A 25,443-nucleotide genomic window follows, 5' to 3' on the forward strand; every position below is an offset into this window, starting at 1 on the left:
GACTTTTTTAACATTTTAAATTATCCATTATTCTTGAACTGCCAGATAAACCCCATTAAACACAAAGGTTTTAAACCGTTATCCAAGCAAGCATAACAACAGCTCCCAAGTCCTCGTTTTATTGAACTGTATTATACTCATTTTTGTAATTAAATTGGGCTATATACGTTTTAATCCTATTTCGCTGTTCTTCCGTGAAACGGTCCAATGGTTCCGCATTATGATCTTGACAAATACCCATGGCCATCAAAGCCGCTTTGGTACCCTTTATATGCCTTGAGGAATACTCCCCTACCTCATAAATTGTCCGGTGAACCATAATCACCTTTTCACGCAATATTTTTATTTTCTCCAAATTTTGATCCATTGCCGCCTCGTATAGATCTACAAACAACCTTGGAAAAAAATTGGCTCCCCCGGCAACCGAACCATGGCCACCGTTTAAAATGGTCTCCGGTAAAAACAACTCGGTCCCTGCAATTATGGAAAAAGAAGGATCGCTCTTAAACTCTTCTATCAAACTATAGAGATAAGTAAGGTCTCCCGAACTATCCTTGATGCCGATGGCACCCAATTCCTTAGCCCTTCTAACCACATCTATGGACAAATGAAGCTTTGTACAACTGGGCATATTGTACATCATAAATGGCAAGGGAAGCATAGGCACCAAACTTTCCAGATAATCCCCCATTTCTTCCTGGGCAATGGGAAAATAATAGGGAGGTGCCACCACCAAAGCGTCAGCTCCAACTTTTTTGGCATGGTTTGCTATTTCCATGGTTCCATCTATAGAGGTATCGGTAATCCCTACCAAAACCGGAACTTTTTTATTTACTATTTTACAGGTTTCGGTAATGAGCTGTTTCCTTACAGCATAACTAAGACTAGGGCCTTCCCCTGTAGTCCCTAAAATAAAAATGCCATGGACTCCGCCATTTATCAAATGGTGCAATAAATTTTTTAAACCCACAAGGTCTAGCTGTTTGTTCTCTAGCAAAGGGGTTATCATAGGTGGTATTATTCCTTTTATAACCAATTTCATCATTGTATATTTAAAGGATTAGCACTAATAAATGACAATACCTAGCGATAAACAAAACGTTGTAATTATTGATTTCATAAGGGTTGGTATTTTTAGGTTGTTTATGAATTTATATTGAATCAACAAAACCGATAATTCCACAATCGGACCTACTGATACTAATTATATAAAACTTGAATTGCTACTCTAACAAAATAAACTCAATTTAAAACCTCCTGCCACTACAATATTGTTTTAATTGCATTATATTTTAACCTTAATTCTGAATAATTTAATTATATTAGTCCTATATTGTCAATATACCAAGCTATGGAATTTATTTTTGAAAAAATTTTTGTCCCTAATAAGCATTCGTTTATATCGCGAAAATTACCTTTGGCATCAAATGCCAGAATACATTCCCATAGGAATTTTGAATTAAACTTTATCACTTCGGGATCTGGGAGAAGAATCGTCGGCGACAACATTTCTGGATTTGAAAAAGGTGATCTGGTCCTGCTTGGGCCTAATTTGCCTCACTGCTGGGAAGCCTTGGATTTTGAAAAAGGCAATGACCCTTTTTGCATTGTTACCCATTTTTCTGAAGATATCATCAACTCGGACTTTTTTAAGATGCCCGAGCTGGAACAAGTGGTAGACCTTTTAAAACAATCGAATACCGGGCTTCGGTTTAAACTTAATAACGACAGTCATATTAGACAAAGTCTCGAGAAAATGACCCAATTGGAAGGTCTGGAGTACTACATAGAAATGCTTAAGATATTTAATTTTCTTTTGCAGGTAGATGAACGGGAAAACCTATCCAATCCCAACAACAGTTCGGCCGTTTTCTCCAAGAATTTGGATAAAATTAATAAGGTCTACGAATATGTTTTTCAAAACATACAGGAAGGGGTTAAATTGGAAGAAGCGGCAGCCGTTTTGAATATGGCGCCCAGTTCCTTTTGTAGGTATTTTAAAAAGAAGACAGACCTAACCTTTATGGAATATGTAAAAAGTGTAAGGGTAGGCATAGCGGCCAAATTACTAGCGGAAACCGATAAGCAGATAACGCAGATATGTTTTGAAAGTGGCTACAACAATCTGGCCAATTTTAACCATTATTTTAAGCATATTATGGGCAAGACCCCCTCGGATTACCGAAAGACGTTTAGGTGATTCCTCTTGTACACCAAAAATAACTTTACTATTAATTTCTCACCATTAATACCCAAGGAATTGTAACTCCTCCCCATTTTTTGCAAAAACAATACGCTGGCCTATTCCACTTTTAGATTTTAATATTCCGGCATTTTTCACATCTCCCCTTACCAACAAACCGCTTTCATTGGGATAAAGAGTTACAAACCGCCCCTTGCCATTACCTTTGAGAAAAACACCATAACCAGCATCGTTTCTCGGAGTTTCTACTTCTGATTGATACAAATTGCCAGATAAAAGTGCATCCAAATTGCCGTCCTTATCAAAGTCCTCGATCAGAATACTGTTAACAGAGGAAAACTGTGCCACCCCCTCAATCTGATGGGTTTTAAATTGAAAGTTGCCCAAATTCTCAACATAGGTCGTTTCAAACGTCGTTGCCTTATAATGAGTGGATTTCTTTAATTCCTCTTCTCCATAAACGGTAGCCAGGTCTGCCATTCCAAAATCATGGTAACTGGGAAATTTTTCTTTAATAAATGGCATTTGATTAGAGGTACATTCCCTTCCCCTCAACGGATAAGCAACACCCTTTTCTTGATAACTAAGTACAATATCCAAACTGCCATTCTTATCAAAATCACTGGCATAAACCTCAAAAGGTCCTTCTGGAGAGGCCTTATATTTATAGTTTAATCCCAAATTTCCAACAATAAAATCCCTATCGCCATCGTGGTCAAAATCGGCCGAAGCAACACTAAACCACCAGCCGGTAGTATTTTCCAAACCAGACCTGCTGGTAACATCCACAAACTTGCCACCTGTATTTTTAATAATCATTATGGGTGTCCATTCCCCAACAATTATTAGGTCTAGATTCTTGTCATTGTCCAGATCCAACCATTCCGCATCCGAAACCATCCCCAATTGATTCATAAATGGAGCTAATTCCTCAGTTATATTGACAAATTTTAAATTTCCGTCACTGCTCTCATTTCTCAAGAGATAACTACTGGCAGGTAGAGGATATTTGCCAGGAATCAATTTACCACCAATAAATAGGTCAAAATCCCCGTCATTGTCAAAATCCGCGATTTTAACACAAGAACCACTTACAAGATCATTGGGCAGGGCATTCTCCTTTTTGACAAATTGCCCATTACCTAAATTTTCGTATAAGCGATCGCGATAATATTCATCTTGTTCCATTTCTTCATTACCTCCTGATACTATATATAAATCCAGGTCCCCGTCCCCGTCTGCATCAAAGAACACAGAGGAAACATCCTCATGATTCCTATCCTTTTCCCAAAGTGATTCCAGTACAGATATAAAAGTACCATCCTGCTGCTGCAAGAACAATGCTCCTTGTTGGCCTTTGGCTCCGCCCACATAAAAATCATCCAAAGTATCATTGTTAACATCACCAATGGCTAAGGAAGGGCCATATTCGGAGAGTTTATGTGGCAAAAGACTTTCCCTTTCAAAATCGTCAAATTTATTCTCCGCATGCTTATAATTGGTCCGAACAACTTCTGTAACATCCTTAAAAATGGATTGCTGAATTTCGTCTATTGGATTATCGGAAATAACCGCATCCTTATAGGACAATGTAATTTGCTGATTTGCCGTTACCCCATTCATCGATTGAGACTTCCCATCGGGCCAAACAATCTTCAAATGCTTTACATGATCAGCTGCCCCTATTCCAAAATGTAAAATTTCACTTACCGACGATTGAAACCCCCTTGACAAATACTGCTCTTTGATCTGCTTATCTTCATTGCTTTCAACCGTTATACGAGCACCTATTCCAAATGTATTCCTTTCTGGTCCTAATAATTTTATCTTAAGATAATTGTTTTTGGATGCCAACTCTCGGGCATTATTCCTATATACAAAAGCAGCATCATTAATATTATTCCCGATGATGTCCATATCACCATCGTTGTCCAAATCTACATAAGCTGCGCCATTAGTGCAGCTGGGAGTATTTAATTGCCACGCTTCGTTCATCAAGGAAAAAGTAAAATCCTTATTGTTACGAAAAAGTAGATTTACCTCCTTCTTTTCGGGCATTCTGTCCAAAACATCCTCGTAGTAGGTCTTAATCAGGGAATCCCTATTCTTATAAATTTCAAGATCCTTGTATAACTGATCTACTCTTTTGCGCTTATAAATCACAAAATCGTTGTTTCTAAACGACCGCAATATTCCATTGGACACAAAAACATCTTGCCAACCATCGTTATCCATATCAAAAAAAAGGGGTGCCCAACTCCAGTTGGTGTTGGATATCCCGGAATATTTGCCTATTTCTGAAAATGCGGGAATATCATTTTCTATAAAATTCCCATTATTTAACTGTAAAGTATTGAACATATACTGATGGTGCAGTCCCAGGTCCACAATATCTTGAAACCGCTTTATGCTCATACCGCTCATACTGGTCTTAAGGTCATAATTATTATTGGACACCATATCCACTGAAATAAAATCGAGCAAACCATCATTGTTTATATCCCCAATATCATTACCCATGGAAAAATTCGAAATATGGTTGGTGGCTTGCAGGATTACCTCCTTAAAAGTGCCATCTTTTTGGTTTAGATATAGATGGTCTTTTTCCGAATAATCATGACCCACCAATATATCGGGCCATTGGTCATTGTTTAGATCCCCAATGGCAATTCCCAAACCAAAACCTATGGAATTATTTATAATACCGCTGCCCTCGGATACATCTATATATTTACCATTGTCATTTCTAAACAATCGTTCACTACTGTAGTCCGACTTTTTATTTACTAGAGCGCTAATATTGGGTTCAACATCTGCAGGTTCAATGCCATGATTGATTAGAAACATGTCCAAATCCCCGTCCTTATCATAATCCAAAAAAGCGGCCTGGGTTGAATAATGTGGAAGATCTAGGCCATATTTTTGAGCTTCTTCTTCAAACATAGGAATGCCATCCTTATTATTTCCCTTATTCACATAAAGCTCGTTCCGTCTTTGATCCAATTCTGTGTAGTCTCCTGATTTACAGACATAAATATCCAAAAGTCCATCCGCATTTATATCTACCATGGTAACTCCGGTAGGAAAACCGTTTACACCCTTCACTTTCGATACCAAGGTAGTTTCCTCAAAAGTAAGATTACCTTTATTTATAAAAAGTTTGTTGGAGTAAAGATTGGAAACAAAATAAATATCGGGAAGTTCATCATTGTTTAAATCCCCTACGGCCACTCCACCACCATTATAAAGATATTCATAAAGTACCCCATTTACGGTAGGGCTTTCATTAATAACATTTATAAAATTTAATTTGGTTTCATTGGGACTCATTAAGGTAAAAAGAGCTTCGGTATCTTCTTGGCCTTCATTTATAGCTTCCTGTTTTCCTTTATTTTCCCCGCAACTAAGGAACAAAAAGCTCAAACCTAAAATGACACTAGTCTTCTTCATTATATACAATAATTATCTTCAAATGCGTTTTTACCTCAGAAATGACCATTTGGCAAACCTAAACTTCAACCGCTAAAAAATTACAATTTACTTAAATTAAACCTAAGGTTAAGAAGAATGTCCAAGAATCGAAATCATCAAAAAAATCCAACAAATGATATGCCCCCCCTGTTTCCTCTTTATGCAACCTTTCCTTATTAAAAAGTACTAACAGATAATCTTTAGAAGGTCAAACCCCTTTTAAGAAAATCTGTCAGTACAGGTTTAATTTCAATTAATCCGTTCAGGTATAACATTATTTATATATACACCAGAAACAACTAAATGCCAAAAGTGTTACTTCTGGTGTTTAATAACCAGGATTTTGAATCAATACCCCATTACTAAGATCAATTTCGTTTTGTGGTATTGGAAAATAGTAATTTTTAGGCCTAACAAAGACTCTTACGGGATCAAATTGTCCTCTATCTTCCCCATAAATCTCCACTATATCTACAATCCCGGCCTTATCCCATCTCATAAGATCTTGATGACGTTGGTTCTCACCGAGCAATTCCACACGCCGTTCATGGATTAATTCCGGCATTCCGGCATTGGAGACAAAAGGTAATCCAACCCGATCTCGAACAGCATTAATTTCATCATCCCCTGCGCCTAGACCATTTTTCCGGATCTTTGCTTCAGCCACCAATAAATAGACATCCGCCGATCTTAGGATAGGTACATTGGCCTGATTACTTAAACTTCCATCGTCATTAAAGGTGGTGAACTTGTTCAAACTAAATCCAGTTTGGGTCAAGTCTGCAGTAAATTCTGTTAACTCTGGTCCTCTTTGCACCATATCGCCTGGTTTATAGATAGAATATTCCAAACGTGGATCACCATCTTCAAATTCATCCACCACATTTTGTACGGGGTTATGAAAATCCCAACCACCCCATGGTCTTGGAGTTACAAAATATTGAGGATTATCTACCCAATCTGAGCCCTGTGCAGCAAAAAGCATCTCGGGATTATTCTCTGTTGCCGGGGTAAAATTATCCCTGAAGTTATCGGCCAAAGGATATGGACCATTTATGACCTCCGTACCAGCAGCGATAGTTCCATCAAAGTCTTCCTGATAAAGATAAAGCTTAGCCAATAATCCATTGGCTGATCCCTTATTGGGTCTACCTAGATTTTCACTGTTATGGGTTGCAGGCAACAAACTTACGGCAGCAATTAGATCGGATTCAATCTGCGCCTGTACTTCTGCCAGAGTGGCTTTTGGGACGTTGAAATTACTTTCTATGATATTGTCCTCCAGTATCAAAGGTACCCCACCATAAATCACTGAAAATCTCCAATACCCAAATGCCCTAATAAAATGTGCTTCACCCAAAACCCTATTCTTTAAGGTTTCGTCCATATCCTCAATTCCCGGAACATTAATCAAAACTGCATTGGCCCTATTGATCATTTCGTATTTGTTTTTCCAGCCTGCCCTTACACCATAGTTACTGGCATCCATGGTAAAATTCTCCATAGCTTCTTCATAACCGTGGTCTCCTGCCCTAAAAATATCATCGGCACAATTGTCGAAAACATTTTCATTGTGCCCATAGGAATCCTCTTCCCTAAGAAGGGTATACATGGCGTTGGCGGCCGCTACTGCATCATCCCCATTACGCCAGAAAGTGGCCGAAGTAGATTCGCCATATGCAGTAGTGTCCAGAATATTCTTATCACAGCTACCAACCAAAAACGATAAGCACGCTATGGGAAGTAGGTATCTGTTTTTTATAATGTTTATCATGATTTTTAAGTTTTCTATTTATTAAATTGAATCTATACCTATATATTAAAAACCAATATTAGCACCCAACAAATACGTTCTTGCCTGTGGAAACTGGGCAAAATCTACATTCTGCTGCAGGTTTCCATCGGTTAATCCCAATTCCGGATCAAAACCTGAATATCCAGTTATGGTAAAGACATTCTGTCCGGTAACATAGAACCTTAACCGCGACAATCCAATTTTATCGGTTAAGTCCGACGGAATAGTATAGCCAACAGTAAGATTTTTCAACCTTAAAAAATCTCCTTTTTCAATAAACAAATCAGATGTTCTATGATTTAAGTTGGTACGCAGGGTGGAGACTCTTGGAATCTCATTGCTCGTACCTGGTCCCGTCCAACGACCGGTAATATCCGAGTAGAGATTGAAAGGATAACTGGCATCTAACCCTTGCATTCTGTCTGCGTTATAAATATCCACCCCGGCAACACCCAAGAAGAACATGGTTAGATCAAAACCTTTATAATTTGCGCTGGCATTTATACCATAAGTCATTTTTGGATGGGGACTTCCTATAATCTCTCTGTCCTTATCATCAATTACATTATCGTTGTTTATGTCGATAAACCGAACATCGCCCGGTACGGCTCCTGGTTGCTCAGCATGGGCATCGATATCTGCTTGGGTCTGAAAAAGACCATCTGTTCGCCATCCGTAAAAGGTACCAATAGGGTGGCCTTCATAAGTACGGCTAATCTCTTGGTTGGGTCTTCCATAAAAACTAGAACCCAAAAAAGTACCACTGACCAATTTCACTACTTCATTTTTCACAAAGGAAGCATTGGCCCCTAAACTATAACCAAAGTCTCCTTTAGTATCTTGCCAATTCAATTCCACTTCCAAACCTTTGTTCCTTACTTTACCAATGTTTAGGTATGGCGATGGGTTGCTTCCTTGGGATCCAATAACTGGTGGCCTAAGTAACATATCGTCGGTATCCTTTATAAAGTAATTAAAGTTTGATGTTAATCTGTTGTCCAAGAAACCCATATCTACACCAAAGTTGGTCATTCTCACCGTTTCCCAAGAAATATCGGTATTGGCAAAACTGGATTGATTGGCACCGACTACATCAACACTTCCATCCAAACCTAAGGAGTATCTTTGTCCCCTGCTTATTCTTGCCAGATATTGTAATCTGTCTATGTTCTGGTTTCCCAATTCTCCCCAACCACCGGTTACTTTTAAATTATCCATAAAGGGCACATCAAAAAAAGACTCTTCAGAAACCCTCCAACCTAAAGAAAAGGCAGGAAAAACACCAGTTCTATTTCCTTCGGCAAATTTTGAGGATTCATCCGACCTTACAGTTGCGGTCAACAGATATTTATCCATAAAGGAATAATTTACCCTTCCGAAGATAGATTCCAATCCATCGTGTGCCTTGTATTCACCCATATTATTCAATTCCCCAGTACCAAGTAGACGTTGGCTAGGATCTTCGTCAGGTAAATTCTTGGCACTTGCACTAAATCCTTGATAATCAAAAGACTGTTGAGTGTACCCCCCCACAACACCAATTCTATGGTCCCCAAATATTTTGTCATAAGTAAGGAAGTATTCCATCAAAAACGAAAACTGCTCATCGTAACTACGATTGGCACTGTTTTCATTGGTAGTCCTAATTTGATTCAATACCTGTGGTCTAAAACTCCTTTGATCTAAAATAGTGTAATCAACGCCAAAATTGGCCTTGAACTTCAAATCTGGCGTAATGCTTATTTCCGGAGTTATGTTTGCCAAAAGCCTGGTATCCCTTCTATCAGCATCTTGAATATCTACCTCGAAAAGTGGATTGTTAATGTCGCCAAATTCGCCACTAATTTGATTGGAACTATAATTACCATCACTGTCTTTGATAGGAAGTCCAGGGTGGAAACGAATGGCACTCCAAATTAATCCGTTTTGGGCGGAAGTGGTATTAAAACCATTACTGGTCCTTGAAGATAAAGACATGGTCTGCCCAATTTTCAACCATTCCTTAATCTTGTGATCCGAATTGATTCTTAAGCTTACCCTGTCTGCCGCAGATTTCTCTATGATTCCTTCTTCATTGTAATACCCTAAACCAAAAAGATAAGTAGAATAGTCATTTCCTCCACTTAGGTTAAGATCCACATTTTGCGTCTTACCTGTTACAAAAAGGGCATCCTGCCAGTTGGTAAGTTGTGTCTGATACTGTGCATCTTGCCAAATAGGGTTTACTGGAATACCATCATTGGCATAACGCTCCCTCTTTATTTCAGCCAAGGTAGGTGCATCCAAAACATCCAAAGTTTTGCCCACATTGGAGAAACCAGTGTAAGCATCAACGCTCATATTCAACTTCCCGGATTTACCTTTTCTGGTTGTAACAATAACCACCCCGTTGGCAGCCCTGGTACCATAAATAGCTGAGGCTGAAGCATCCTTTAAAACTTGGATGGATTCAATATCGTTCGGATTTACACCATCAATATTAGCTGTTGGTATTCCATCGACTACATATAAAGGTTCCGAGTTGTTTACCGTACCCGTTCCGCGAATTCTAATGGCGACCGAGCCTCCTGGTGCTCCTCCATTGGGCACTACCTGGACTCCAGCCATTCTTCCTTGAAGGGCCTTATCTATTCCAGATATTGGCAAATTCTTGAAGTCGTCTCCTTTAATAGAGGAAATGGCACCGGTAACATCCTTTTTTGCTGTTGTACCATAACCAACAACGACTACCTCATCCAGGAAATTGGCGTCCTCTTCCAGTTGTACATTAATTGAGGTATTCTGCCCAACCGTTCTTTCCATGGTCTGCATTCCTAAATAGGAAAACACTAATATGGCATTACTTGAACTTACTTCTATGGTGTAATTACCATCAAAATCGGCAACAGCGCCATTACTCGTATTTTTTTCCTGTACGGAGGCTCCTGAAAGGGGCATACCTTGGGAATCGGTGATATTTCCCCTCACCGTTACGGGATCTTGCCCAATAGCTTCAATAATAATCGATACATTGGCCCGTCCTTCGTAGACACCCAAACCAAAAAGAAGGGTGTAAAGCAACAAAGTGTGCTTAATTTCAAATTTTGGCAAAAAACATAAATCCCTCCATTTTTGCAAATAGAAGGAAAATACCAAGTGTTCTTGTTTTTTCATCTACAGTTTGATTAGTTGGTTAAATTGTAAAAGTATACTAATGTAGTAAAACGTTTAAGCACATTATTAAAAATGTAACCCTACTTTGTTGATTTTACATAATAATAACACAAAGCTTACATTGAGTTATATTACAACAGTTATACAAATACTACAATCTAAGGTAATAAAAAGAAGCGTTGGATACCCAAGCTTATAATGTTAAATTTTTCAACCTTCCAACTCTTTATCCATAGAAATCAAATTTCCAAGTATTACTTTTGCTTATCACATTTAAGCTACATACAATCCTCTGATTAAGAGAACACTAACTATACTTTTCCAAATGGAGTACGACCAAAGGCATTTATAACGCAAGCGAAAAATGCTAGGTCGGAGGAAATAAGACTTATTAGAGGTAGCCCCCTGCCATTTTAATAGACTCACCCATGTAGAATACCCCAAAAAATAGATGTATCCCCAACATGAACAACAGTCCCAATGGAAACTCCGTCGACGTAATTATTTTATACGTAATTCTTTATTTCTAGATCGATTTCTAAAACTCCGAAGATAAAGTTCCAATAGTCTTCAGGTATTTTCTTTGTACGTTCTCCTCCATTAAAAATAATCCTCAGTTTAGTTCATAGGAAATCTATCCCTGTCTCCCAGATCCCCGTGTACACTTATGGCTATCATTGCCAGAATGGCCAGTACACCAAGTACGACCAACACATAAAAAAACCATTTTTTAAGGTCTACCTTATCCATTTCCGTATAGTTGAACTGTAAGCTACCCGATCTGAGCAAGACAAAAATTAAAAGGATGTTCCCCACATAAAGATGGTGGTTAAGATGCATTTCACCCCCAAAAATCCCCGTTACGGCATAGCTCATAAACGTATAAGCCAATAGCATGGTAAAAAATGTAATCAGAACATCCTTTTGTGTGAACTGATCTTTTTTAAATCGCCAAAAGATGGATATCACCATTGCCAACAACACCAAAAGGACCATAATGGTGCTAATGGATGCAATGGATTCTATATTGGGCAAATTCTCCAAACGTCTGGCAATATGATCATAGGTCAATGATTCCCTATAAACGATCAATGGAATAAAAAGTACCACTATAATCAAGGCCGACCAATTTTCCCATTTCACAGCCCTTGGAATCTCCTTAGGCCACTTGGAAGTAAACACCCCATAAGCCATACCCGAGCCACCACAAATACCTATGCAGTATTCCATAACATTCCACATATTAAAAGGGATTTGCCAGGTATTCCCCAGAACATGTAAAAAATTACCAAAACTAAAACCAATACCCCCGCCCAACATAGCGTAAAAGGCCACCCTAATGGCCGAGTTTCTCTTTTCCCTGGCCATATACCACAACATGGCCAATCCAGCACCAAAACACACGGCCCAGGCCTCTGAACGCGGAGGTGTCATTTTGAAGCCGATCTGCTCTATAAGAAAATAATAGCTGATAATGCCACCAACCGTCATTTCCGACAGCAACGACCCCCATCTTACTCTATTTTCCTTAGTAGAATCCAAGGTTAAACCTACAAGGCCACCCCCCAATAAACCGAATAACCCACCTATAACAAAGAGCATTCCCAAGCCATAATACGCATTTACAAAGTTATCGGCAAAACCGTAACCTACCACCATGCCATAGCTGATCATTCCTCCAGCCCCCCAACCTACGGCCGATGCCAAAGCCACCAACATCATTTTATTATACCAGTCCTTTCTACCGGAAACGAGCACTAAGGCCAAGCCTCCTATTGCTCCTGCCCAGGCTGCTCCCTGTTCATGTCCAAACTGCCCCCTAATAGCCCAAGCTGTGGCCAAAGACATACCCACTATCAAAATTTGAATTCCTATTTTATTAGTTTTCATCGGTTTATACTTTTACCAAGGTTTATTTTTCTTCGCTTTATTTCAATAGTTTCAATTTCATTGCCAATATTATGGGTGACTACAAATAGTCATGCTACTTATTGATCCGTACATTGCAAAATGTTCCACTTAACTGCAAATCTTAGCTTCTGGTAAGGCCATCTCAATATCATACAAAACTGCTCCTGCAGAGGTTATTCAATGCACTCCATTCTTAGTAGCCCAGTAATAATGGGGAACATGACCATTCAAAAACACCTGAACCTTATGCCGTTCAAAAATGTTTCCCCAGAATTTAAGGGTCTGTTCCGTTTTTGCCCTTCCATTTTTCATGGTACTACACAAGGGTTTTCGTTGAAAAATGGACAATAATCCAGCTTCCCAATCCCATTCCAAAACGTTTCCAACCACTTTTTCTGGGTATCGAATATTCTAAGAAAGTAATTTTCCATAAGGCATTACTGTTCTTTTCCTAAATAAAACTGGTTCCGGAAATTTGCTTGTCCGGGCTGTCCACAACAGTAAAAAGAGGCAGCCCTTACGGAATGCCTCCTTTAAATTAGCTGCTATAATAATTCAAATAAATAATTTAGTACGGTTCTCCAGTACCTTGCAGCAACCACATTTTGGACCAAGCACTATTGTTACTTACATCGTCACCTTTGAACGAAGTAGTTTCCAATTTCTGAATTGCCGCTTCAGCATTTTGTGTATTGTTATCTATCTCATCAATATGATAGTAGAAACGCAAGGGCAAAGCCGGACGTTTAGCTGCAGGACCTGCTTGTAAATCTGGTAAACCAGTTCTTCTATAATCGAACCAGGATTGAGCTGCAGAGGTCCAGCTTGCAATCCATTTTTGCTCCATAATATCTTCCAGGCCACCATAGGCAGCTCCAGCTATATAACTGGAATAGTCAGCTTCCAAGCCCCAAGCTTTCAGGGATTGTTTAACCCCTTCGTTATAATGCGCTTCCGCACCCCCCGAAGCCCAACCTTTCAAGGCTGCCTCGGCCAGGATAAAATGTACCTCGGCAGCCGATATTAATCGAGATTTAAGCAGCGGCCCACTAGCCTCCTTATAAATATCATTTAATTGGGAAACATGTGGATTAAAGGACCCTTGGTTAAATTCCTTTTTTAAGTTATAAGCCGGTCCCAATGGTATGGCGGTAGGAAGTCCAACATATTCCTTGTCAAAATTCACCGGCACACCAACAATATCCAAATGATCATCTACCAATTTTTGCCCAACATAGCGTTCTCCGTTTCTTATGTCATCCGTATCCTCTGCCTCTCCAGTAGCCAAAACCAATGGTATTTCAATCTTATTGGCCCAAACCCCTAATCTGGGATCGTCCAGTGCCTGTAATGCTTCCACTAGGGTAGCTGCCATTTTAATTCTAAAATACGCACCTTGTGGATCTACATCAAATTTAGTGTTGGTAGGCCAGGAGTCACTGGTACTGGTTCCAACATAATCTACATTGGCATCGTTGGAAGCATCCAAAATAAGGGGATATTGCCCAGGATTGGAAGATATTCTTCTTATGCCCTCTTCCGCCAAACCGGGTTCCTTTGCAGACAATCTCATATAATAGCGCAAGGCCAGGGAATTAGCGAATTTACGCCACTGTGATACGGTACCACTATAAAGTACATCCTGATTTGGTTGAATGCCAAAATATTCACTCTGATTTTTGGACAACAGGGTATTGGCCCGAGCCAAATCGGCAAAAATACCCAAATAGATATCCTTTTGATCATCAAAAGAAGCATCAAAAAACTCAGCTCCCTCGTCACCCCTAAGCGCTTGGGAATAGGGAGCATCTCCCCACAAATCCGTTATCATCCCAAACAGATAGGCTTTCATTACCAAACCTACCCCTATATGGAATTCCAAATTATCGGCTTCCGCCTTTTCAATTAAGGTTTTATTATTGGTCAACAGTCTATAATACCCGCTCCAACTATGGGAATCATTACTCCAGTCATAAGCATTATGCCCGCTAGACCAACCATCCTTTTGGGTGTGTTGCATAACACCGGCCATTTCACCGAATCCCAAACCGACCACATTCTTAGCGGTTCCCGAAATTACGGTACCCACCAATAGGTTGGGATCCACATTGTCCGATCCAATTTGGTTGGGGTTTTCATTTAAATCCTCTAGACCGTGGCAGGAAACCAATACGATGAGTCCCAAAACCAATATGGCCATTTTACTTTTTATTTGATACATCATGATCTTAGTTTTTTATATTAAAATGTTATACCAATTTTAAAACCTACCGGGATTACCCAGGGATCAACATTATACCGTTCTATACCCTGTTTAAACTGTGTTCCCCTTTTATCCCTGCCTGATTCTGCCTGGAACGCCCTTTCAGGATCTACTCCAAAGGAAGAATCCTTGGTCCATAACATGATATTTCTGCTGTAAACGGATACACTAATATTATCCAATCCTGTCCTTTCTATCACCTTGTTGGGTAGGCTATAACTTAAGGACACCTCCCTTAGTTTAATATAATCGGCATCGAACATATGGGGAGTTCCAAATTCCCAAGGATTCGCAACGGAAAAGGGAAGAAAAGTTGTTCCCACATCCCCTAAGTTCTCACTTTCCAATATAAAGTTACCATTTTCATCATGGGTTCCCCTAACCCCTGGACTAAAAACTCCGTCATAAACCACGTTTCCACTAAAGGTCTCCGGAAAACCGCCATTACCTGGTGTACCACCAACGGAAAGGAAATTCTCTCCGTAAATCAATTCATCGGCTCTATCCAGTACCCATTGTTTCAATTCCGGACCTGCTTCCGCTATTCCTGGATTAACCAAATTATCCAACAATTGTTGGCCGTAACCATCCTCTACCATGTATCTTGAGGTTTGTGACATATACTGTCCTCCCGAACGCCAATCGAAGGTCATATTCAAAGTAAAGTTTTTAAAGGTAAGGCTGGATTGTAGACCCATAATAAAATCTGGATTATAGTTCCCCACCTTTACACGTTCTTCCTCTGGCAACCATTCGGAATCTTCCGCCTGTCCAATAAGCGGATAACCAAAATATGGCGAATTGGGATCGGTAACCCTTTTAATCCTAGGAGAATACAGATTCCCTACTAACCCGTCCTCACCGGTCGTAGGATCTGCAATATAAGCTCTGGAAACACTCTTATTTTCACTCCAAAGTTCAATATAATCAACTCCTGGAGCCAAGGCAACTACTTTAGATTCATTGGTAGTGTAGTTTAGATTGAGGTCCCAATTCCAATTTTCAGTTCTTACAGGGGTAATGCCCAAAGACAATTCATACCCCTTACTCTCCAATACCCCGGCGTTTATACTTACACTACTGTATCCAGAAGATCCTGGAATGGGAATACTGGGAACAATTTGGTTCCTATTTTCAACCGTATAATAAGTACCCTCAAAACGAAACCTGTTATTGAACATGGTCAAGTCTAGCCCCAATTCCTTGGAAGTGGCCTCTTCAGGCTCCAAGGTAGGCGTACTTAAACTTCCTGGTGCCGAATACAATACCGCATTCTCCCATTGCCCTGCATTATTGTAATATGCACCCAACTGATAGGGACTGGTATCGTTACCCACTCTGGCCCAACCGCCCCTAAGTTTAAATAGATCTACCTTAGGAATATCTACAACCTCGCTCAGCAAGAAACTCAAGGATGCTGAAGGATAAAAATAAGAACGATTATCTACAGGCAAGGTACTGGACCAATCGTTCCTAGCTGTTACGTCCAGATACAACATGTCCATAAAACCAAAGTTACCTAGTGCATACACACTATTGATTCCCCTTTCGCTTATAAAACTGGAATAATTCAATGCCGTTGGGGCAATGTTTGAAACCGTAAAAAGGTCTGGTACCACAAGTCCCACACGTGAAGAAGCCGAATTATTCAAGCCTGAATTCTTTTGGTACATCAGGTTTCCACCCCCGGAGATACTGAAATCAAAATCCCCAAAATCCTTGGTAAAAGTGGCCAATAGATCTACGTTGGTCTCCACACCATCTGTCTTGGAGATTCCATAGGTACCATTGTTGGATTCGGCACTATAACCTGGAGACATTTTAGTCTCTTGGGTCTGATTATAACTATTTAAATTATAACTACTTCGCAACTTAAAGGAAGGAGAAATATTCCAATCCAACACCATGTTCCCATATACCCTGTATCGAGAATAACTGTTATTTACCCCATAAGCCAAGAAATAAGGGTTATTGTAGCCTGGCGCCAAGGTTAGTACATCCGTTCCAGGAAGGTCATAATCCCTTAAAAGGCCCAAATCAATATTGGCCGGAGTAGAATATGCCCATTGTAAAGGATTGGCACCCCTGTTGGAGGCCGGCCTGTTATCAGCATAACTGTGCACCACGTTTACATTGGTACTCAAAATTAACTTATCGTTCAGACTTGATGAGGCCGATAAGGAGAAGCTATTCCTGTTGACATCGGAATTGGGGACAAGACCGGTATTCTGCATATTGGTCACCCCCATTCTATAGTTCATAAACTCAGTACTATTGGTAACCTCAAGACTATTGGTGGTTGTAATTCCGGTCTGTACAAAATTCCTTACGTTATTCGGGTATGATTTCAATTCCGTTGGAATAGGAGCGCCATTGGCATCCCGAGGAGCGTTCCACTGTACCGCAAAATATCCACGATCCAATTCCGGACCACCGTTGCCTCCAGATAATTGAACATCTGGAAGTAGGTAACTACCACCTTGTGATTCAGGAGAAAAAGAGAACAGACCTGAAGCAAACCTAGTTTGTTGTTCAAGGAATCTATAAGGAACATCGAACACCGTATTGGTAGTAAAGGAAACTTTCATTTTTTCCTTGTCCTTCGCTTTTTTGGTAGTAATCAACACTACCCCATTACCTGCTCTTGATCCATATAAGGCAGCAGCACTAGGACCTTTAAGGATGCTTACATCTTCTATACTGTTTGGATCCAAATCCGATACGGCATTTCCGTAATCCACGCGGTTGTCACTACCAAAACCTCCTATATTGTTCAAAGAGTTGGTAACCGGAACCCCATCTATAACAAATAACGGTTGGTTGTCCGAACTAAGGGATATGGCCCCACGAATTACCATACTAACCGAAGAACCTGTACCTCCAGTGGAGTTTAGCGTTACACCCGCTACCTTTCCGGACAGTGAGTTTAAAACGTTTTCTTGGGCAACCCTTGTTAGCTCCTCCCCTGCTACATTTTCTACGGAATAACCTAAAGACTTATCTTCCCTTTTTATACCTAGGGCCGTTACTACCACCTCGTCCAATGCCTGTGCACCAGGGGCCAAGGCAATATTAATGGAGGTTTTTCCGTTTACTGCCACTTCCTGAGTTTCAAAACCTAAATAGGAATAAACTAAGGTACCGTTACCGTTGGGAACATTAATACTGTAGTTACCATCAAAATCTGATGAAACTCCCTGGGAAGTCCCTTTAAGTACGATACTGACCCCTGGCAATGGCATTCCATCTTCGGAAGATGTAACACTACCTGTTACCGTATGTTGAGCAGATTGGGCCATTAGCGAAGTGGTGCAAAAAACTAGCAACACCATGGACATTTGCCCAAACATCCGAATTTTATTTTTTAAATATGTGTTCATAGAATTATTTTGTAGTTAGTTATTTATATTAGATGCTTACGCCATAATTTATTACTTCACAACTTCAAAAGTAAACACTAAGGCATGTGTATTTACCCCAATAAAATCTTGCGAAGCTGCCATAAACATAACCACCCTCATAGAATTATCCTTTATTTCCTGTACAATCACTTTGCTCTGAAAATCCTTGAATCCAAGAAAACCATTTCCAGAAAAATCAAGCGTGGCTACATTACCAAAATTTAATACGCCGCCCGGACCATATACCGAAGGCACATTCAAATCCTCATTTTCCACAAAAGTAAAAGTTAGATTATCATCGGGTGTAAACAGCCCCGTACAAAGACCATAATCCTGACCATTGGGATTTACAACACCACCAAAGCCCGCAGTTACTATTTGGTAAACCAAACCACTAAAAACCGCACCATCGGCCTTGGTATCAATCTCATAACCTCCCTCAAAGTGGAAAGTAAAGGTATCCTCGTAAACCTCACCCATCCCCAACAATCCTAATATTCCAGTAGCCAATGGCTGCTCTATGGGACTTAAATCAGCATCGGCATCCGCCAACTTATCAGCAGCCGAATGTGCACTTGCAATCCTCCAAGTTTTACCATTGGTAGCAGTTGGTCCACCTGTAAGCAAGATATATGGAGTAAGATCAATGGCAAGTGTAATTTCCTTGCTAACAGAACTTCCATCTGAAGATGTGGCCGTTAACTTGGCCGTATAGTACCCCCCATCAGAATAAACATGTACCGGGTTTTTCTCACTGCTAGTAGATCCATCCCCAAAATCCCACGTCCATGACACAGCATTATTGGTCAACCCCTGGAAGGCTACTTTTTTCCCAACGACACTTTGAAAAATATCGGCGGAAAGAGGAATATCATTCGAACCTGAACTATCATCTGAGCTACAGGAAGACAGGGATAGCATCATCGAAAATAAAATTCCATACAACAGTATTAGATTTTTTTTAGTCATAAATAACAGTTTTTAGTTAGTTTTTTCTGCAGTCAAAGATCAAAAATTAACGATTGCCAAAATCTTGTTCCCAGTTTGATAACCTCAGGTTAACGATATGTTAATTTAAGAACCTTTTGATTACACTATTACCAAAAATATATTTAAATTTTTCAAAACAATTCAGATATATTATTAAATATGCATTAAATATTAACCCTCGATTTAGGAAATTAAATATATTTTTGTAAAATAAGTCAATATTCTTATTAAGTTTTATGCATGCATAATAGGAGCATTTTTAACATTTAAATGTGAAGATTTATGAAAATTTATTCTTACAAAGCCTGTAAGTCAATTTTGATGTTACAAATCTTTATCTTTATTGTTTCCTTCCAAGTACATTGCCAGCAACTAAAGGCGGGTGCGGCCAAACGAATAATTACCCCCGACCCCCTGATTGCCGTTTCCGGCGGTGTGGGCACCCCCAAACCCACTACCGAAAAGAAAGGTGAACTTTATGTTAGGGCCATGGTTCTGGAAAAGGGAAACGAAAAAATTGCCATTGTTAATATAGACAATCTGGGATGGCCGGCGGCACTCGGCAATAGGGCAAGGAAATTGATCAAGGATATTCCGTTCAACAACATACTCATCGGTGCCACGCATACCCATAGCGCTCCCGATGCGTATGCTTTCCCTGATGAAAAAGGTAATAATGCAGCCGATTTAAAATATCTTGACTGGTGCGTAACACAAATTGCCGATGCCGTAAATGAAGCCTCAGCAAATCTGGAACCCGCAAAATTAAAAATAGCTGTTGGCGAAGCCCTGGGCAAAATAGCCTACAATTATTACGCCCCTGAATTGTACGACCCCAGATGCGGTATAATACAGGCACTCGGGACCAAGGGCAAAAACAAGGACCTGCCCATAGTAACTTTGGTAAACTATGCCATTCATCCAGAGATCATAGGTAGCGATCAGGGAATATTGAGTCCAGATCTAATAGGCCCCTTATACGATAGAATTGAAGCCAAAGCAGGTGGAATGGCCTTGTTTATGAACGGTGCCCAAGGAGGCATGGTAACGGCAGATAATAGGCGCGACAATAATATGGAAGCCAATGATTGGGAAGAATGCACACGTATAGGAAACCTTTTGGCGGACGAGGCCCTAAGGATTTTATCCGACGCTAAGATTCAGGAGGACCCAAAGATCTTTTGTACTTCCATCCAGGCCGAATTCCCAATAGATTCGGAAATGATGCGGTATATTATAAACAATTCGCCTTTACAAATGGGAAACTCCGACCGTTTTATTAATACAACCCTTAACCTATTAAATATTGGATCGGCCCAAATACTGACCATACCTGGTGAAGCCCTACCCAATATAGGATTCTATTTAAAAAGAAATATGCCCACGGAACATCCCTTTCTTTTTGGGCTGACCAATGATGCATTTGGGTATATTTTGACCAAAGAAGATTTTAACAGTTTTAAAAGATATATGTATGTAAGTCGCACTAGCCTAGGGGAAAAAACAGGAGAAATCCTTATCAATGATTTATTGACCCTCATCCAAAATAGTCCAAAACCTGATAAATAAAACAATTCTTAACCTTTTAATACAAGTTCCAAATGAAAAAGTTGGTTTCTATTTTTTTATCGATGTCCTTATTATTTGTTTTTTCCTGTAAGGACAGTCCAAAAAAACTGGTGGAAAACATAGCCCCAGCAGCAACTAAGATAACCCCTTCCATTGCGTTGCAAAGCTACCTAAACAATGACGACACAACGTATAAATGGGAACTAAAGGAGAATTACGCCATAGGGGATGTCACCGCCTATGAGCTTATGCTGACCTCCCAAAAATGGCGCGAACATGTCTGGAACCATGAACTTACCGTATTGGTTCCCAATGAAGTTGCCCATGATGGAGCACTACTATTAATCACAGGTGGCAGCATAAAAGAGGGGATACCCAATTGGTCATCCAATGAAGAGGACAAGAAATCCATCAGTTTTGCCCAAGTAGCAGATAAGAACAAGGCCATAGTAGCCATTGTAAGACAGGTTCCCAACCAACCTTTGTACGATGGCCTTACGGAAGATGCACTTATATCGTATACCCTCCACAATTACAAAAATGACAAGGACCCAACATGGCCTTTGTTATTTCCAATGGTAAAAAGCGCCGTCAGAGCCATGGATGCCGTACAAGAATTCACTAGCAAAAACCTTCAAAAGGAGATAACACGATTTACGGTAACAGGGGCTTCCAAAAGGGGTTGGACGACTTGGTTGACCGGAGCAAACGACAAGAGGGTCGAGACCATTGCTCCGATGGTAATAGATGTTTTAAATATGCCCGTAAGTCTGGATTATCAAATTACGGCCTGGAACGAATATAGTATACAGATCAACGACTATATTCAACTGGAAATCCCTCAAACCGTAGGAACTGAGGATGGAAAAGCCATAACGCAAATGGTTGACCCATATTCCTATAGGGCCAATTTAACCATGCCCAAATTAATATTTATCGGCACCAATGATGAGTACTGGCCTGTGGATGCCATCAAAAACTATATTGATGATATTCCTGGCGAAAATTATATACATTATGTGCCCAATGCCGGCCATGACCTTGGTGACGGGGAACAGGCCTTAAGGGCCTTGAGCGCCTTTTGGGGAAAATCACTGAAGAAAACGCCACAGGCCTCATTATCCTATGACCTAACGACCGATAATACCTCGGCGACCCTAACGGTAAAAACCACTTCCGATGAACTTGAAAATGCCTATATATGGTCTGCAGATTCCTCGGATCGGGACTTTAGGGACGAAACATGGACCTCCAAAAAATTGGACTCCAAAAACCACGACCAGATTTTACAGCAGGTAAAATTTCCTACAAGTGGTTATAAGGCATTTTATATAGATTTGGAGTATAAAGACCCCAACGGCGGAAAATACACCAAGAGTACCAGAATGTATGTAGCGGACGACGATGAAATCCTATAAGAAAAAACGGATATATTGGTTTTTTGGTATTATCACCATTCTCCTCCTATTGGCATTTACCATCATTTTCGCCGGTGATACTAGTGAGACTTTTCCGGTAAGGGAATATTATACCTATGACAAGGCCATCCCGCTTAAAGATACCCTTAGTCTATTAAAGGACACTACAGATTTTAAGTTATATCACTTATCTTACTATAGTGTTCACCATAAAAAGGTAACAGGCCTTTTGAGCCTACCCAAAAATGCCACATCTCCCCTACCCGTAGTTATATTAATGCACGGTCTTGGAGACCACAAAAAGGTAGATTATGTATCCTACGGAAACGAACTTTTCCTTAAAAACGGTTATGCCGTGTTAAGGATAGACTTCAGCGGGCACGGGGAAAGAAAAGAAGATGTATACGATTTTAACCTTACAGGGAAATATAAACACTGGAGCAGGAACATTATTAGTCAGACCGTATTCGACCTAAGACGGGCGGTCGACTTTATCGAAACACGGGATGAACTGGATGCCCAGAGAATTGGATACTACGGCATCAGTTTAGGTGGCATTACAGGCACCATTTTTTGCGGAATAGATAATCGAATAAAAGTTCCAATTGTAGCCTTGGCTGGTGGACAATTAAATTTATTGTACGAAAAAGAAGCATTGACCAAGGAGGCAAAAGATTTTGTTAGCATCATTGAACCCTTAAACTTTGTAAAGCAGATTGCTCCCCGTCCTTTACTTATGTTAAATGCAAAAAATGATGAAATAGTACCTCCCTTAATGAGCAGACTGCTTTTTAAAGCTGCAGAAGCGCCCAAAGAAATTATATGGTACGATGCAAAACATCGCGATGCCCCTATAGATACCATTTATGGTGACGGGCTCAATTGGTTTAGAGAATATTTATAAATTACAATATCAATAAAAAATGAAAAAAATGAAAAAGTCATATCCAATTACCTTGTTCATGAGCCTTTGTATGGCTCTCTTACTATTTAGTTGTGGGGAAAAGAAAAAAAATGCCGATGAGGCCATCAATAATACCCCTGCGGAATTGGAAACAACCTTAGAGGCAAAAAACTGGGCCGAAAAATTGGGATGGCCTGCCGGTAAAAAGGTAATCATGTTACACGCAGATGACATTGGGATGTGTCCAGAGGCGAACATTGCTGCCAAGGAACAACTGACCAAAGGGGAAATTCAATCCGCTGCAGTGATGATACCCTGCCCCAACGCCGAAGAATTCATCAATTGGGCCAAGGAAAATCCTGCTATGGATATTGGCCTACACCTTACCTTAACCAGTGAATGGAAAAAACATCGTTGGGGCCCAATTACCCCAGATGCAGAAGTCCCCGGGCTATTGGACCCGGAAGACAAGCTATGGAGGAGCGTACCGGAAGTAGTACAACACGCTTCAGCCGAGGAAGTGGAAAAAGAAATAAGGGCACAAATAGAACAATCCATAGCCTGGGGCTATAGGCCAGACCATATAGACACCCATATGGGGACCCTGTTCGGCGACCCCAGCTATGTAAAGGTCTATATGAAAGTGGCCCAGGAATACGGCATTCCCGCCAATATTATAGATATTTCCGTACCTTCGGTCCTGGCCGAGTTTAGAGCACAGGGCTATCCTATGGATGATACTGTGGTTAAAATGTCCGAAGAGTACACCTTACCCAAACTGGATTTTTTTTCCAGTGCACCAAAGGCGGATTCCTATGAAGAAAAGGTGGAAGGTTTTAAAACCTTGATAAAATCCTTACCCCCCGGATTAACGGAAATCATTTTTCACCCATCCGTAGAAACCGATAACCTAAGGGGCATAACGGGATCATGGCAACAGCGTGTTTGGGAATCACAGATTTTTGGTGATCCAGACCTCATCAATTTCTTCAAAGAAGAGGGTATAATTTTTACCAATTGGAAAGAAATTATGACCCGTTTTAATTCCATGAAATAAACACCCATATAGGATATCCACTATATATAGAAGATAAGGGAATATTCACTTAAAAGCACGTTAATCTAAGGACCGGATAAGGCCAACCGACCTTCCCGGTCCTTTCTTTTGGACCTTCAAACGAAACAATTATAAAATCTAAATTATCCTAACCATTTTAACAGAAAAATTAACAGGTATACCGTTTTCTGGTAAATTATAATGCAAATCCAACAAAATATAATAAGGAAAATAATATTTAATAAGTTTTATTTGTGTATGCCCCATTTTAGCGGGAAATGATACTCATTTACTTAAAACCTTATTGTCATGAATTCTACCTCTGGAATTATCCTTGCCATTTCATTGATCATTATTATGTTCGGAATGGGCCTATCCTTGACACTTTCAGATTTTAAAAGGGTGGTAACCTATCCAAAGGCCATGATTGTAGGTCTTATCTGCCAGATGATGTTGTTGCCAATGATAGGATACCTTATTGCCGTTTCCCTAAGCTTGTCCCCGACTACCGCAATCGGCATTATGTTATTGGCGGCCTGCCCTGGCGGACCTACCTCCAATATGTTGACCTATTTGGCCAAAGGGGATTTGGCCTTATCCGTTTCCCTAACGGCTGTATCCAGTATTATTTCCATTTTAACCATCCCATTTATTGTTCAATTTGCGCTACAAGAATTTTCCAATGAGAGTATGGCCATTACTGTCGATGCCCTTACTATGATAAAACAATTGTTGGTCATTGTGATCATTCCAGTAGGCATCGGCATGTTCATAAAAAGTAAATTTGAAGCCTTTGCGAACAAGATGGAGAAACCGGTAAAAATAGCTTCGGCCCTTATATTTGTATTGGTTATCATTGGGGTGACCATTAGCATCAAGGATGTTTTTATGAGTTATTTAAGCGAGGCAGGGCTACCGGCAATATTGCTCAATGTGAGTACCATGACCATTGGGTTTTTAATGGCAGTACTCTTTAAACTAACAAGACCACAGGCTATAAGCATATCCATTGAAACCGGAATCCAAAATGGCACCTTGGCAATTACCTTGGCAACCATTGCCCTCAACAATGCCGAATACTCTATTGTGCCTGCCATTTATGGCCTGTTAATGTTCGTTACGGCCACGGTAATAATTTTTATAAGGAAACCCCTTGGGGTAAAAGATGAATTAAGCCTTGAGAAAGACTCGGCCAATTAATCCTGACCAACATTAAGATGGAAAAAAATCAACACATTGATATCCTTGTTTTATTCATCTTTTTTGTCATTTCCTTGCTTATCCATATTTCAGCTCCCTTGGCAAAAA

General features: G+C 40.1%; 14 protein-coding genes. 6 read left to right on the forward strand and 8 right to left on the reverse strand.

Going from position 1 to position 25,443, the window contains the following annotated elements:
• Nucleotides 1-118: 118 nt before the first annotated feature.
• Nucleotides 119-1,045, reverse strand: coding sequence for a dihydrodipicolinate synthase family protein (locus B9Y87_RS12655; protein WP_085499370.1), 927 nt, complete (start codon nt 1,043-1,045; stop codon nt 119-121).
• A 306-nt stretch (nt 1,046-1,351) separates the two neighbouring features.
• Between B9Y87_RS12655 and B9Y87_RS12660 the strand changes: the two genes are divergently transcribed.
• Complete coding sequence (locus tag B9Y87_RS12660; protein ID WP_085499371.1) at nt 1,352-2,200, forward strand: AraC family transcriptional regulator; 849 nt, start codon at nt 1,352-1,354, stop codon at nt 2,198-2,200.
• Between the two features lie 45 nt (nt 2,201-2,245).
• Here the strand turns inward: B9Y87_RS12660 and B9Y87_RS12665 are convergent, their stop codons facing one another.
• The 7 genes from B9Y87_RS12665 to B9Y87_RS22310 form a co-directional block, all read right to left on the reverse strand.
• Nucleotides 2,246-5,653: a VCBS repeat-containing protein gene (locus B9Y87_RS12665; protein ID WP_085499372.1), complete on the reverse strand. Its 3,408-nt coding sequence runs from the start codon at nt 5,651-5,653 to the stop codon at nt 2,246-2,248.
• Between the two features lie 349 nt (nt 5,654-6,002).
• Entirely contained in the window at nt 6,003-7,448 is a 1,446-nt protein-coding gene (locus B9Y87_RS12670) for a RagB/SusD family nutrient uptake outer membrane protein (protein WP_085499373.1), read from the reverse strand.
• A 45-nt stretch (nt 7,449-7,493) separates the two neighbouring features.
• A complete protein-coding gene (locus B9Y87_RS12675; protein ID WP_085499374.1) occupies nt 7,494-10,622 on the reverse strand; it encodes a SusC/RagA family TonB-linked outer membrane protein in 3,129 nt (1,042 codons plus the stop codon).
• A 618-nt stretch (nt 10,623-11,240) separates the two neighbouring features.
• Nucleotides 11,241-12,512: a hypothetical protein gene (locus tag B9Y87_RS12680; protein WP_085499375.1), complete on the reverse strand. Its 1,272-nt coding sequence runs from the start codon at nt 12,510-12,512 to the stop codon at nt 11,241-11,243.
• Between the two features lie 589 nt (nt 12,513-13,101).
• Nucleotides 13,102-14,757: a SusD/RagB family nutrient-binding outer membrane lipoprotein gene (locus B9Y87_RS12690; protein ID WP_085499377.1), complete on the reverse strand. Its 1,656-nt coding sequence runs from the start codon at nt 14,755-14,757 to the stop codon at nt 13,102-13,104.
• Nucleotides 14,758-14,774: 17 nt separating this feature from the next.
• A complete protein-coding gene (locus B9Y87_RS12695) occupies nt 14,775-18,176 on the reverse strand; it encodes a SusC/RagA family TonB-linked outer membrane protein (RefSeq protein WP_217807516.1) in 3,402 nt (1,133 codons plus the stop codon).
• 51 nt (nt 18,177-18,227) lie between these two features.
• Nucleotides 18,228-19,166 carry a PKD domain-containing protein gene (locus tag B9Y87_RS22310; protein WP_085499378.1) on the reverse strand — a complete coding sequence of 313 codons (939 nt, stop codon included), beginning with the start codon at nt 19,164-19,166 and terminating at the stop codon, nt 18,228-18,230.
• Nucleotides 19,167-19,469: 303 nt separating this feature from the next.
• Between B9Y87_RS22310 and B9Y87_RS12705 the strand changes: the two genes are divergently transcribed.
• From B9Y87_RS12705 to B9Y87_RS12725, 5 genes are all read left to right on the forward strand, one after another.
• The gene (locus B9Y87_RS12705) at nt 19,470-20,756 is read left to right on the forward strand and encodes a hypothetical protein (protein WP_217807517.1); all 1,287 of its coding nucleotides are present in this window, start codon (nt 19,470-19,472) and stop codon (nt 20,754-20,756) included.
• A gap of 32 nt (nt 20,757-20,788) precedes the next feature.
• On the forward strand, nt 20,789-22,174 hold the full coding sequence (locus tag B9Y87_RS12710) for a PhoPQ-activated pathogenicity-related family protein (protein ID WP_085499379.1): 1,386 nt from the start codon (nt 20,789-20,791) through the stop codon (nt 22,172-22,174).
• Nucleotides 22,161-23,078: an alpha/beta hydrolase gene (locus tag B9Y87_RS12715; protein WP_085499380.1), complete on the forward strand. Its 918-nt coding sequence runs from the start codon at nt 22,161-22,163 to the stop codon at nt 23,076-23,078. The genes B9Y87_RS12710 and B9Y87_RS12715 overlap by 14 nt, the downstream gene beginning before the upstream one ends.
• Before the next feature lie 28 nt (nt 23,079-23,106).
• Entirely contained in the window at nt 23,107-24,135 is a 1,029-nt protein-coding gene (locus B9Y87_RS12720) for a polysaccharide deacetylase family protein (protein WP_217807518.1), read from the forward strand.
• A 309-nt stretch (nt 24,136-24,444) separates the two neighbouring features.
• Nucleotides 24,445-25,335: a bile acid:sodium symporter family protein gene (locus tag B9Y87_RS12725; protein ID WP_085499381.1), complete on the forward strand. Its 891-nt coding sequence runs from the start codon at nt 24,445-24,447 to the stop codon at nt 25,333-25,335.
• The last annotated feature ends 108 nt before the right edge of the window (nt 25,336-25,443 follow it).

The sequence above is a fragment of the Arenibacter troitsensis genome, from assembly GCF_900177645.1.
Taxonomy (GTDB): domain Bacteria; phylum Bacteroidota; class Bacteroidia; order Flavobacteriales; family Flavobacteriaceae; genus Arenibacter; species Arenibacter troitsensis.

Bases quoted from the DNA above. Each gene is read 5' to 3' on its own strand.
- B9Y87_RS12725 (WP_085499381.1), top strand. From the start codon at position 24,445: ATGAATTCTACCTCTGGAATTATCCTTGCCATTTCATTGATCATTATT.
- B9Y87_RS22310 (WP_085499378.1), bottom strand. From the start codon at position 19,166: ATGACTAAAAAAAATCTAATACTGTTGTATGGAATTTTATTTTCGATG.
- B9Y87_RS12680 (WP_085499375.1), bottom strand. From the start codon at position 12,512: ATGAAAACTAATAAAATAGGAATTCAAATTTTGATAGTGGGTATGTCT.
- B9Y87_RS12720 (WP_217807518.1), top strand. From the start codon at position 23,107: ATGAAAAAGTCATATCCAATTACCTTGTTCATGAGCCTTTGTATGGCT.
- B9Y87_RS12675 (WP_085499374.1), bottom strand. From the start codon at position 10,622: ATGAAAAAACAAGAACACTTGGTATTTTCCTTCTATTTGCAAAAATGG.
- B9Y87_RS12665 (WP_085499372.1), bottom strand. From the start codon at position 5,653: ATGAAGAAGACTAGTGTCATTTTAGGTTTGAGCTTTTTGTTCCTTAGT.
- B9Y87_RS12660 (WP_085499371.1), top strand. From the start codon at position 1,352: ATGGAATTTATTTTTGAAAAAATTTTTGTCCCTAATAAGCATTCGTTT.
- B9Y87_RS12710 (WP_085499379.1), top strand. From the start codon at position 20,789: ATGAAAAAGTTGGTTTCTATTTTTTTATCGATGTCCTTATTATTTGTT.
- B9Y87_RS12655 (WP_085499370.1), bottom strand. From the start codon at position 1,045: ATGATGAAATTGGTTATAAAAGGAATAATACCACCTATGATAACCCCT.
- B9Y87_RS12690 (WP_085499377.1), bottom strand. From the start codon at position 14,757: ATGATGTATCAAATAAAAAGTAAAATGGCCATATTGGTTTTGGGACTC.
- B9Y87_RS12695 (WP_217807516.1), bottom strand. From the start codon at position 18,176: ATGAACACATATTTAAAAAATAAAATTCGGATGTTTGGGCAAATGTCC.
- B9Y87_RS12705 (WP_217807517.1), top strand. From the start codon at position 19,470: ATGAAAATTTATTCTTACAAAGCCTGTAAGTCAATTTTGATGTTACAA.
- B9Y87_RS12715 (WP_085499380.1), top strand. From the start codon at position 22,161: ATGAAATCCTATAAGAAAAAACGGATATATTGGTTTTTTGGTATTATC.
- B9Y87_RS12670 (WP_085499373.1), bottom strand. From the start codon at position 7,448: ATGATAAACATTATAAAAAACAGATACCTACTTCCCATAGCGTGCTTA.